The 11941-nt window shown below is 63.8% G+C and carries 12 protein-coding genes; 8 read left to right on the top strand and 4 right to left on the bottom strand.

From position 1 onward, the window contains the following. Positions 1 to 105 precede the first annotated feature (105 nt). Positions 106 to 879 carry a DeoR/GlpR family DNA-binding transcription regulator gene (locus tag INT29_RS11895; RefSeq protein WP_193071748.1) on the bottom strand — a complete coding sequence of 258 codons (774 nt, stop codon included), beginning with the start codon at positions 877 to 879 and terminating at the stop codon, positions 106 to 108. Positions 880 to 889: 10 nt separating this feature from the next. Continuing rightward, positions 890 to 1606 (bottom strand): IclR family transcriptional regulator, encoded by a 717-nt coding sequence (locus tag INT29_RS11890; RefSeq protein ID WP_101571322.1) that lies wholly within the window; start codon positions 1604 to 1606, stop codon positions 890 to 892. A gap of 196 nt (positions 1607 to 1802) precedes the next feature. Here INT29_RS11890 and leuC point away from each other — a divergent pair, with 196 nt between their 5' ends. From leuC to INT29_RS11855, 7 genes are all read left to right on the top strand, one after another. Further along, entirely contained in the window at positions 1803 to 3293 is a 1491-nt protein-coding gene (gene leuC / locus INT29_RS11885; protein ID WP_101571320.1) for a 3-isopropylmalate dehydratase large subunit, read from the top strand. Between the two features lie 13 nt (positions 3294 to 3306). Beyond that, the gene (gene leuD, locus INT29_RS11880) at positions 3307 to 3906 is read left to right on the top strand and encodes a 3-isopropylmalate dehydratase small subunit (RefSeq protein WP_101571318.1); all 600 of its coding nucleotides are present in this window, start codon (positions 3307 to 3309) and stop codon (positions 3904 to 3906) included. A 111-nt stretch (positions 3907 to 4017) separates the two neighbouring features. Further along, positions 4018 to 5334, top strand: coding sequence for a UDP-N-acetylglucosamine 1-carboxyvinyltransferase (gene murA, locus INT29_RS11875; protein ID WP_101571316.1), 1317 nt, complete (start codon positions 4018 to 4020; stop codon positions 5332 to 5334). Beyond that, positions 5331 to 6086: a lysophospholipid acyltransferase family protein gene (locus INT29_RS11870; RefSeq protein WP_193071747.1), complete on the top strand. Its 756-nt coding sequence runs from the start codon at positions 5331 to 5333 to the stop codon at positions 6084 to 6086. The genes murA and INT29_RS11870 overlap by 4 nt, the downstream gene beginning before the upstream one ends. Next, positions 6083 to 7096, top strand: a complete 1014-nt coding sequence (locus tag INT29_RS11865; protein ID WP_101571312.1) for an NAD(P)H-dependent glycerol-3-phosphate dehydrogenase — start codon at positions 6083 to 6085, stop codon at positions 7094 to 7096. Before INT29_RS11870 ends, INT29_RS11865 begins: the two co-directional genes overlap by 4 nt. A 44-nt stretch (positions 7097 to 7140) precedes the next feature. Next, the gene (locus INT29_RS11860) at positions 7141 to 7674 is read left to right on the top strand and encodes a YbhB/YbcL family Raf kinase inhibitor-like protein (protein WP_193071746.1); all 534 of its coding nucleotides are present in this window, start codon (positions 7141 to 7143) and stop codon (positions 7672 to 7674) included. Between the two features lie 56 nt (positions 7675 to 7730). Continuing rightward, positions 7731 to 8846, top strand: a complete 1116-nt coding sequence (locus INT29_RS11855; RefSeq protein ID WP_101571308.1) for a D-alanine--D-alanine ligase family protein — start codon at positions 7731 to 7733, stop codon at positions 8844 to 8846. Between the two features lie 202 nt (positions 8847 to 9048). Here the strand turns inward: INT29_RS11855 and INT29_RS11850 are convergent, their stop codons facing one another. Further along, a complete protein-coding gene (locus INT29_RS11850; RefSeq protein ID WP_193071745.1) occupies positions 9049 to 10005 on the bottom strand; it encodes a hypothetical protein in 957 nt (318 codons plus the stop codon). A gap of 266 nt (positions 10006 to 10271) precedes the next feature. Further along, the gene (locus INT29_RS11845; protein ID WP_226841906.1) at positions 10272 to 10802 is read right to left on the bottom strand and encodes a DUF3515 family protein; all 531 of its coding nucleotides are present in this window, start codon (positions 10800 to 10802) and stop codon (positions 10272 to 10274) included. 32 nt (positions 10803 to 10834) lie between these two features. Between INT29_RS11845 and INT29_RS11840 the strand changes: the two genes are divergently transcribed. Beyond that, positions 10835 to 11941, top strand: a complete 1107-nt coding sequence (locus INT29_RS11840; RefSeq protein ID WP_193071744.1) for a thiamine-phosphate kinase — start codon at positions 10835 to 10837, stop codon at positions 11939 to 11941.

Raw genomic sequence — 11941 nt, 5'->3', positions numbered from 1 at the left:
GATCAGAAGTTATCAGAATCACAACAAAACAATCAAGAAGTGACACCGGATCGTCATCAGATCGAGAGGTCGAGATGCTCCGGCTCGCCCGGCGCAGGTCCTCGGTCAGCTCGCCGAGGTGGTCGTGACCTCGACATCGACGCCGGCGGTGCGCAGCGCATCCAGCTCGGAGCCGTCGCTGCCGGAGTCCGTGATCAACTGGTCGATCTCCTCAGTCGGAACCGTGAGCACTGAGGATCGCAGACCCACCTTCGTGTGGTCGACGAGCGCGACCACCTTCCCAGCCCCGGCCGCCATGGCCCGGTCGGTGTCGGCCACAGGAAAAGCAGGTGTGGAGAGACCGAAGTCCGCGGCCAGGCCATTGCCTGAGAGGAAGACGGTGTCGGCCCTCAGCCCGAGGAGCTGCGAGACAGTTCCGCCGCCCACGAAGGCGCGGATCGAATGTCGCAGGATTCCGCCGACGACGATGACTTCGATGTCGGGGGAGGAGACCATCGCCTCGGCGACGAGGAGGGAGTTGGTCACGATGCGGATGCCGGAGCGTTCTTTGAGCTCCTCGGCTAGCAGCTCGGTGGTGGTGCCGGGGCCCAGTGCCACAACGTCGCCGTTGCGCACATGCTTCGCTGCGGCACGGGCTATTGCGGTCTTCTCTGCCAGCGCCTGTTCGAGCTTCTCCGCATACGTGGACTCGCGCGCACTGGAGAAGAGGACCGCACCTCCATGGGTGCGAGTCAGGCGTCCTTCATCGGCGAGCTGATCGAGATCACGCCGAATGGTCACCGCTGAGGTGCTCAGCAGGTCCGAGAGGGCGGAGATGGAGACCGCACCATCTCGTTCGATCGTCTCGATGATCACGTTGCGTCTCTGGGCGGCGATCATGGCGGCGTCCTCAGCCCCTGATGAGGGCTTCGCTCAGGGTCCGGGCCGCGTCGATGATGGACTTCGCGTGCAGGCGTCCGGGCTGACGTGTCAGGCGATCCACGGGTCCGGAGATCGACACCGCGGCCACGACGCGGTTGCTGGGCCCGCGGACTGGGGCTGAGACGGAGGCGACGCCCCGCTCGCGTTCTGCGATGGACTGGGCCCAGCCTCGGCGACGGACACCGGAGAGCATGGTTGCAGAGAAGCGGGCACCGCGCAGGCCCGTGTGCAGACGGTCGGGCTCTTCCCAGGCCAGGAGGACCTGAGCGGCAGAGCCGGCGCGCATGCTCAGTGTGGCGCCGATCGGCACCGAGTCGCGCAGACCCACGGGACGTTCGGCGGCGGCCACGCACAGGCGCAGGTCGCCCTGGCGGCGGAAGAGCTGAGCGGACTCGCCGGTCTGGTCGCGCAGCTGGCCAAGGACGGGTCCGGCCGCGGCAAGCAGGCGGTCCTCGCCGGCAGCAGAAGAGAGTTCGGCCAGACGTGGACCGAGGACGAAGCGACCCTGGAGATCACGACCGACGATGCGATGGAATTCGAGCGCAACGGCGAGTCGGTGGGCAGTGGGTCGGGCGAGTCCAGTCAATGAGACCAGCTCGGCCAGTGATGCGGGTCCGGCCTCAAGGGCGGAGAGAACCATTGCGGCCTTGTCGATGACTCCGACGCCGCTACCATTGCTTGTCATAGACACTATTGTGCGCGTCTCAGTGGGCGAGATGCAAGTTCGAAATGCGATACGGGCGAGTAAGTTTCCTGTACACACTCGTTGAGACCCCATTGGGCCCTCCTCGAGTCACCATATCGAATGTCACTCGCGCCCGAATACGGGCCATCACAGCAGTAAGCATGTACAGGCAATCCCTGTACCCGCGGGAGGAATCATGCCACGCACTTTGGCCGAGAAGGTCTGGGCCGACCACGTCGTATCCCTGGGCGAAGACGGTGCGCCCGACCTCATCTACATCGATCTCCACCTCGTCCACGAGGTCACCAGCCCGCAGGCATTCGACGGACTCCGACTCGCCGGGCGCCCCGTGCGCCGCCCCGACCTGACGATCGCCACGGAGGATCACAACACTCCGACCTGGGACATCGACAAACCCATCGCCGAACCCACCTCCGCCACACAGATCGAAACTCTGCGGCAGAACACGAAGGAATTCGGGATCCGGCTGCACAGCCTCGGCGATGCTGATCAGGGAATCGTCCACGTCGTCGGCCCCCAGCTGGGCCTGACCCAGCCGGGCACCACCGTCGTCTGCGGCGACTCGCACACCTCCACCCACGGCGCCTTCGGTGCTCTCGCACTGGGCATCGGCACCTCCGAGGTCGAGCATGTGCTCGCCACCCAGACGCTGAGCCTCAAGGCCTTCAAGACGATGTCGATCACCGTCGACGGCGAACTGCCCGAAGGCTCGAGCGCCAAGGACATCATCCTCGCCATCATCGCGAAGATCGGCACCGGCGGCGGTCAGGGCTATGTGCTCGAGTACCGTGGCTCGGCGATCCGGGCGCTGTCGATGGAAGCACGGATGACCATCTGCAACATGTCGATCGAGGCCGGAGCCCGCGCCGGCATGGTCGCCCCCGACGAGACCACCTTCGACTACGTCAAGGGTCGCCCGCACGCACCCGAGGGTGAAGACTGGGACGCAGCGGTCGAGTACTGGAAGACCCTGTACACCGACGAGGGCGCCACCTTCGACCACGAGGTCGTCCTCGAAGCCAAGGACATCGAACCGTTCGTGACCTGGGGAACCAACCCCGGACAGGGACTGCCGCTGTCTGCCTCCGTGCCCTCACCGGATGACTTCGCCGACGAGAACGACAAGGCCTCGGCCGCCAACGCACTGGCCTACATGGGTCTGACGCCGGGCACCCCGCTGCGTGAGATCGAAGTCGACACCGTGTTCCTCGGTTCGTGCACGAACTCACGCATCGAGGACCTGCGAGCCGCCGCCGAGGTGGTTCGGGGCCGGAAGAAGGCCGAGAACGTCCGCTTCATGGTCGTTCCAGGCTCCGCGAAGGTCCGCCTGCAGGCCGAGGACGAGGGCCTCGACAAGATCTTCAAGGACTTCGGAGGTGAGTGGCGCTTCGCCGGCTGCTCGATGTGCCTGGGCATGAACCCTGACCAGCTGGCCGACGGTGAACGGTGCGCCTCGACCTCGAACCGCAACTTCGAGGGCCGTCAGGGCAAGGGCGGGCGCACCCACCTCGTGTCCCCGCTCGTGGCCGCCGCCACCGCCGTGCGCGGGACCCTGTCCTCACCCGGTGACGTCAAGGATCTCCCACGCGACGCCGAGCCGGTGGCGTGGACGGACGATAAGCCCACCTTGACACTGACACCCACCCCCACCTCGGCGAACGTTTAAGGACTGACGACTGATGGAAGCTTTCAGCACACATACCGGCACCGGCGTTCCCCTGCGCCGCGCCAACATCGACACCGACCAGATCATCCCGGCGAAGTTCCTCAAACGCGTCACCCGCACCGGATTCGAAGACGCCCTGTTCTACCGGTGGCGGACCGCCGAGGACTTCGTCCTCAACGATCCCGACTTCTCCGCCGGCTCGGTCCTCGTGGCCGGACCCGACTTCGGCACCGGCTCCTCGCGTGAACACGCCGTGTGGGCACTGAAGGACTACGGATTCCGTGTCGTTCTCTCCTCCCGCTTCGGCGACATCTTCCGCGGCAACTCCGGCAAAGAGGGCCTCCTGGCAGCTCAGCTGGAACAGGACGACATCGAACTGATCTGGAAGATCCTGGAGAACCACCCGGGCACGCCGATCACCGTCGACTTGAACGAGAAGACCGTCACCTGCGATTCGGTCACCGTGACCTTCCAAATCGATGACTACACGCGCTGGCGCCTCCTCGAGGGCCATGACGACATCAGCCTGACCCTGGCCAAGGAATCCGAAATCTCTGATTTCGAATCCCGACGCGCCGCATTCAAACCGAAGACCCTGCCCGCGAAGGTCTGAGAGCCTTCCCACAGGGGACCCACGCGTCGTCTGCGCTAGTCTTGGACGAGTCCGGATTAGTCTGGACCACGTCCGGATCCCACCGGGTGCAAGTGTGACGCAGGGAGGAACATGCTCGAAGTTCGCGGCGGCAATCCGCTAGGCGGAACCGTCCAGGTCAGAGGTGCCAAGAACCTGGTACCCAAGGCCATGGTCGCCTCATTGCTGGGGGAGACACCCTCCGTGCTGCGGGGAGTCCCGCAGATCAGGGACGTTGAGATCGTCACCGGTCTGCTCGAACTCCACGGAGTTCGGGTCACGCCCGGTCCCGATGGGCAGTTGCCCGACGGTGAGCTCCACCTGGATCCCTCGGACATGGCGCAGGGGTCGATCGTCGACATCGATGCGCATGCCGGTTCCTCACGGATCCCGATCCTCTTCTGCGGACCTCTCCTGCACAGCTTGGGCCAAGCGTTCATTCCTGACCTGGGCGGCTGCCATATCGGTGACCGTCCCATCAACTTCCATCTCGACGTGCTGCGGCAGTTCGGCGCCGAGGTCGACAAGACCTCCGGCGGCATCATGCTCACCACCCGGGGACGCCTCCAAGGCACGAAGGTCGAACTGCCCTTCCCCTCCGTCGGAGCCACCGAGCAGGTGCTGCTGACCGCCGTCCGCGCCGAAGGTGTGACCGAACTGCGCAATGCGGCCATCGAGCCCGAGATCATGGATCTCATCGCGCTGCTCCAAAAGATGGGCGCCATCATCACCGTGGACACCGACCGGGTGGTGCGCATCGAAGGTGTGGACTCCCTGCGCGGCTTCATCCACCGGGCGCTGCCTGATCGCAATGAGACCGCCTCATGGGCCTCGGCCGCGCTGGCCACCGGCGGAGACATCTTCGTCGAAGGCGCCTCCCAGCCCGAACTCATCACCTTCCTCAACGTCTTCCGCCGCATCGGCGGCGAATTCGAGGTCGAGGAGTCAGGGATCCGCTTCCGCCACCCCGGCGGCAAACTCACATCCTTCGCGCTGGAAACCGATGTGCACCCGGGCTTCATGACCGACTGGCAGCAGCCGCTCGTCGTGGCCATGACCCAGGCCGAGGGCCTGTCGATCATCCACGAGACCGTGTACGAGAACCGCTTCGGCTTCACCCACGCACTCGGTGAGATGGGCGCCCAGATCCAGCTCTACCGCGAGTGCCTCGGCGGCACACCCTGCCGCTTCGGGCGCCGCAACTACCAGCACTCGGCCGTGGTCTCCGGACCCACCGAACTCACGGGAACACGCATCGACGTGCCCGACCTGCGCGGCGGGTTCAGCCACCTCATCGCCGCATTGGCGGCACGCGGCACCAGCCAGGTCCACGGCATCGAACTCATCAACCGCGGATACGAGAACTTCCTCGACAAGCTGCTGGGTCTCGGCGCCGAGGTCTCCGCATGAGCGAGGATGTTGAGTCGAAGGAGCTCGTCTCCTTCGACCCCGCTTCGGTGCGTTCGCAGAAGCGAGTGGCCTTCGCCGCCGCGACCTCGGCCTACGGGCTCATGCGCACCGCCACGAAGATGACGGTCGAGAACTCGGAGAATCTGCCGCCCCGGGGTACCGGAGCGATCGTTGCCGCCTATCACGCGAACCACCTCGACCCGATCCTCGTCGGCCTCGCACTGTGGCGCAATGGTCGGGTCCCACACTTCCTTGCGAAGTCGACTCTGTTCTCTGGGGCACTCGGTGTCATTCTCAAGGGCCTGGGCCAGATCCCGGTGCTGCGGGCTTCGGCACAGGCCGGTGACTCCCTGGACTACGCCAAGGAAGCGCTGGCTAGGGGTGAGACCGTCGTCATCTACCCCGAAGGCACGCTGACGAAGGATGAGGAGTTCTGGCCCCAGCACTTCAAATCCGGAACCGCGCGGCTGGCGCTGGAAACTGGGGCCCAGATCATTCCCGTCGCCCACTGGGGGCTCAACGGAATCTACCCACGGGGAGCGAAGCTGCCCAAGTTCAGGCCGATGAGCAACACCTCGGTGGTGCGCTTCGGTCCTGCCCTCAGCTATGACGATTTGTGGGGACATCGCGACGAGAAACGATCGAAGACGTTGCTGACGAAGCGTCTGACGAACACCATCGCAGTGATGGTGGGTGAGCTCTCGGGCCGGGAGCTGCCAGAGAGATTCCACAACGAGGAGGCAGGCGAATGAGCGTCGAGAAGACAGCAGTACTGGGTGCAGGATCGTGGGGGACCACCTATGCCGCCGTCGTCGCCGATGCCGGATTCCCCGTCACGCTCTGGGCCCGGAGGGCCGAGGTCGCAGAAGAGATCACGCGCTCGCACACGAACGAACGGTACCTGGGCGATCGGGTCCTGCCCGAGCTGCTGACGGCCACCGATGACGACGTTGCCGCGGTCACCGACGCCGAGGTCATCATCCTCGCCGTTCCCGCACAGACCCTGCGAGAGAACTTGAGTCGCTGGAAGGATCACCTGCGTCCGGGAGTCAGGCTCGTGAGCCTGATGAAAGGCATCGAGGTCGACACCGGCATGCGCATGTCCGAGGTTATCGCCGAGGTCGCCGAGGTGGATCCGGGCCAGATCGCGGTCGTGTCCGGACCGAACCTGGCCCGTGAGATCGCCGACCAACAGCCCACCGCCACCGTCGTCGCCTCGGAGAGCATCGACACCGCCGAGGTGGTCGCTGAGATCAGCGCCAACGGGTACTTCCGTCCATACACGAACACCGACGTCGTCGGTGTCGAGATGGGCGGCGCGGTGAAGAACGTCATCGCACTGGCCGTCGGCATCGCCGATGGGCAGAAGCTCGGCGACAACTCGAAGGCGTCGATCATCACCCGTGGTCTGGCCGAGACGTCCCGCTTGGCTGCCGCCATGGGCGCCCAGTCGCATACCCTCTCCGGGCTGGCCGGGCTCGGTGACCTCGTCGCCACCTGCGCCTCGCCGCTGTCGAGGAACAGAACTTTCGGGCGCCACCTCGGCGAGGGCATGAGCCTTGACGACGTCATCGCCCACACCCTCCAGACCGCTGAGGGAGTGAAATCGGCTCCTGCCATCCTTGCGCTGGGACGCAAGTACTCGGTCGACCTGCCGATCACGGAAGCCGTGTGTGCCGTCCTCGCCGGGCGGCTGCGGGTTGACGAACTCGCCGGTTTGCTGTTGTCTCGGAAGCGTAAGCACGAAGGGCCACCGGCCTGATCGCCTCAGCGTCTCAGCAGGAATTTCAACGAGAAGGAGCAGTCATGAGCGTCAACTCACCGTTCTACAACCTTTCCGACGTCCCGACATTCACCCTCACCAGCACAGACATTGAGAACGGCGCCGAACTCACCGGTCCGCAGCTCTCGGGTGCGATGGGTGTTGACGGCGGTCAGGACGTCTCCCCGCAGCTGTCCTGGTCGGGATTCCCCGAAGAGACCAAGGCCTTCGCTGTGACCTGCTATGACCCGGATGCACCCACCGGTTCCGGCTTCTGGCACTGGGTTGTGACCGACCTCGACGCGTCGACGACCAGCCTGCCCGCCAACGCCGGCGATCCCTCGGCAGACCTCCTGCCGGCAGGATCCGTGACGCTGCGCAACGATGCAGGTGAACCCCGTTTCGTCGGTGCTGCACCACCCCAGGGGCACGGATCACACCGCTACTTCTTCATCGTCACAGCACTCGCTGAGCCGCTGGGCCTCGACGATTCCGCTTCACCGGCCTTCGCCGGGTTCAACATGTTCTTCAAGGGCATCGCCCGTGCCTGGTTGGAATGCACGTTCGAGCTCAAGTGAGCTAGAGTTTTCCAGTCCGTACAAACGGTCACGCGCTCTGACGACCAAGGATTCCTATGCCTGAAAATGATCACCGGCCACTCGTCGCAGTCCTCTTCGGCGGACGATCGAGCGAACACGCCGTCAGCTGTGTCACTGCTGCCGGAGTCATTCAGGCCATCGATGAAGACGCCTACCGAGTGCTGCCGATCGGCATTACGAAGGCCGGTGTGTGGCGCATCGTCGACGACTGGTCGACGATGGCCTTCGACCCGGCCGATATGCCAGAGGTGCTCGACAACGGAACCGAGGTCATCCCGCCGATCTCCGCTCAGGGCTCGCCCCTGCTGCAGCGCGATGCCGAGGGCCGCTACACCGAACTCGGATCCGTTGATGTCTACTTCCCGCTGCTGCACGGCCAGTACGGGGAGGACGGAACTCTGCAAGGTCTGTTCGAGCTCAGCGACACGGCCTTCGTCGGTTCCGGGGTCTTCGCCTCGGCGGCGAGCATGGATAAGCACTACACGAAGTCCCTGATGGCCCATGCCGGAATCCCGACATGCCCCTGGGAGCTCGTGACCGAAACCATGTGGGACGCCGATCAGGCCGAGGCGCAGGAGCGGATCGCCGGCCTGGGGCTGCCCGTGTTCGTCAAGCCTGCTCGGGCAGGATCGTCGATGGGAGTCAGTCGCGTCGAATCAGCCGAGGGGCTGGATCAGGCGCTGCGCTCTGCCTTCGAGCATGATGCGAAGGTCATCGTCGAACCACAGGTTGTGGGCCGTGAGATCGAGTGCGCGGTGCTCGGCTCCGTCTACGACCGTGAGATCCGAGTCTCGTACCCCGGAGAGATCGAAGTCTCAGGGGAGCACTCGTTCTATGACTTCGAGGCCAAATACCTCAACCTCGCGGATGCGCAGCTGACCTGCCCGGCACGGGTGGACGAGAAGACGACGGCCCGGATCCAGGAACTCTCGGCCCAGGTCTTCCGGCTCTTCGACTGCACGGGACTCTCACGCGTGGACACGTTCGTGACAGGGGCGGGGGAAGTCCTCATCAACGAGATCAACACCCTCCCAGGCTTCACCCCCACCTCGGCGTACCCATTCATGTGGTCGAACTCGGGCATCGAGTACCCGGCACTCATCTCAGAGCTCATCACCATCGCACTGGTCGATCACGCCCGCACCCACTGAGTTCCGGTGCCATACGGCGCTTCTCGTCGAGGGGCCTACTTAGCGTCGAAGGATCACGCTATAGCCTCGTCGCTCGAGGCTAAGTAGCCCGGTCAATGCTGAGTGGTCTCACTGAGGCGTCTCATTGAGTCACCTTGCTGGGTGTGCACGCCCGTTCTTGCTTGCCGCAATGCACTCAGTTGATTGTGTGCGTCGGCGGCTGTCAGTCGAACTCGGCGAGAGCTGCTCTGATCCTCACGAACTCACTCGTGCGGAAGAGGTCTGCCCAAACGAGGTTGAAGACTCGGTATCCGGCGTTGAGCAGCTTCATGTGTCGTTCATGGTTAGCAGAACTCGCTTGGTCTGGCCCTGCGGCATTGAGATAGTACTTTCCCACGCCGTGGACCTCGACGATCAGCGGATGCTTGTCATGTTGGAAGTCATTGCGTGCGATCCACTTTCCGGAGAGGTCGTAAGCATTAATCTGCGGAACCATCCCGGTGATGTTGAAGCGAAAGAACTTCACGGCGCACAGTGCTTCCGCAGATGACTCGTGAGCCGGGCTGGCCAGATTGATAGCCTGCACGGCTTGTCTGCAACCACGAGTGCCTGTTCGGATACCGTCGCGCAGCGATTCGCACGAAGTGAGTCCTCGCCGCAGTGCCTCAGAGATGTAGGGGACCGATACTTCCAGAGGATAGTCGCTGGCAAGGTCGAGAAGTGTTCTGGCGATGGTGGTCACGGGCAGATCGCCGATCTCTGCCAGTTCTTCAGAGTTCAGTGCACGGTCCCGAGTTAGCAGGGTCTTCTTTGCACGGTGCATGCCGGGCCGGATCACCTCGGCGGACTCTGTTGCCGGAAACGGAGGGGCAAGACCGTGTATCAGCGCTGCGGACACGTGAGAGAAGACCGCTCCCGACTGAAGTTCATCAGCATACGAGCGGATAAGCACCTTCAGCCATTCCGAATTGTCTCGAATGTCCCCATATTGTCGCGGGTAGTCCGTGGCGGTGGCGTCGTGCAGAAGGTGGAGCGGTATATGTTCAGTCGTGGTGCAGGGCGAATACAGAACGAAGTGTCCGCGCCGAATCCGGCGCAGACAACAGCTCAGCGCACCCTGAATGCCCGCCTCGGTGAACCCGAGGTTATGGAGCTCTTTGGATCTGAAGACAGAGACCATGGGCTCATTATGACTCTCAATGATGCCGAAATGCAATGAACGTCATCAAGCGTCATCAAACGGCGTTGAGTACACACATGTCCAGTGATCGCCCCTCATCGTTTACAAGCATGGTGACTGCGCCGAGGGGGCTACTTATCATCGAGCGGCCATAGTAGAACGTCTACCCTCGAAGGTAAGTAGCCCGGTCGAGGCTAAGTATGCCCCTCGATGTTGAGGGGGCCTGCTGAGGGGACTGGTTCAGAGCACCAACTCAGCGGACCTGCTCAGCTGTCGAGGTCTTGGGCTCCTACGCACTTGGCCTCTGCCTTGACGGCGGTCAGGGCCGGTGAGATGGCAGCGAGGACATTGTTGCCCGATTCTGCTTTGCGGTTGACAAGAACTTCGACCGCCGGGGTGCGACCGTAGCTGGTGAACACCCAAGTGTCGTCCTCTTCGGAGGCCTTTGAAATCCAGTCGACGCTGCTCACGCTCACGCACTGATCAGTCGTCGGTCCCGGAGGAGTGACGCCGCAGCGGACGACAGCGATATTGGGATCTCCCCACGCCATCGTGCCCTGGGAGGATGTCGTGCGTGACTTCTGGCCGGCGATCTCATCGGGCATGCGCAGCATGATGTCGGCGCATTTGGGATTCTGTGCGTCCTGAGCCGGGTCAACGACGACGGTTCTCTCGCATCCGGCCAGGCTCACACCAGCCACCACAGTGGCAATGGCTGCGAGTGCGATAGTGCGCGTCTTCTGAGGCCTCTTCCGAAGCGAGGGGCGAGGCGACGGGCGGAGGCGACGAGATCTCATACAACTACCGTATCTCCCGATAACCTTGAGTCATGACCCGACTGTCCGAACTTGGCGAATCACACGTGCTCGAACGCATCCTCTCTCACAATCGCGGCGGTTCGCAGGTGATCATCGGACCCGGAGACGATGCCGCGGTGACCGCGGTGGAGGGTAATCTTGTGTCGACTGCCGACATGCTCGTGGAGAACGAGGACTTCACTCGCACCTGGCTCGACTGGTCTCGGCTCGGAGTCAAAGCCGCAGCACAGAATCTTTCCGATGTGTGCGTCATGGGCGCCGTGCCGCACGGGCTGCTCGTGTCATTGGCCGTGCCGAACTCAACCGATATCGATGACCTCGAGGCACTCTTCGCAGGCATCGTCGCCGAGGCGGCGCGTGCCGGTGAGGAGCTGGACTGCGACATTCCCATCATCGGTGGTGACCTTTCGTCCTCCGGGCTCATCGTCGTCGCGATCACAGCGCTGGGCACCGTCGGAGGCCCTGAAGCCACAGCTGCAGGAAGCGGCGCAGCGATCACCCGCGTGGGTGCCAAGCCGGGCGACTCGATCTACCTGGCCGGGACCATCGGTCGCGCCGCTGCCGGATTGGATCTTCTCTTCGCCGGTCTCGGCGATCGTGCCGGGAACACGGGCGAGCAGCCCGAGCTCGATGCGAGTCTCAAAGAGCTGATCTCCACTCAGTTGGCCCCACAGCCGGACTATGCGGCCGTCTTGAGCATGGGGGCAGCCTCGGCGATGATCGATGTCTCCGATGGGCTGAGCACGGACCTGGGCCGGGTCGCAACGGCCTCGGGCGTCCACGCAGACATCGACCGAGCCGCACTCCAGGAACTCATCGATCCGCTGCTGCCCGCAGCACGCTACCTGCTGGCCAGCGCTAAGAGCACCGACGAAGCCGAGGCACCTGAGGAAGGAGCCGAAGCCCCGGCACCTGTGGCAGAAGCCCGGTCTGCCGAGGAATTGGCGTTGAGCTGGGTGCTGAATGGGGGAGAGGACCATGGCTTCGTCGCGTCGTCGATGCAGTTCGACACGCCTCCGGTAGGCTGGCGGAGAATCGGAGAGATGACAGTCGGCAGCGGGGTCAGTCTCGACGGCGCACCGGTGCCGACGAGCGGCTTCAGCCATTTCGGGAAGTGA

It is taken from the genome of Brevibacterium sp. FME37 (assembly GCF_014897485.1).
Classification (GTDB): domain Bacteria; phylum Actinomycetota; class Actinomycetes; order Actinomycetales; family Brevibacteriaceae; genus Brevibacterium.
This window is presented reverse-complemented; position numbering and strand designations above follow the sequence as displayed.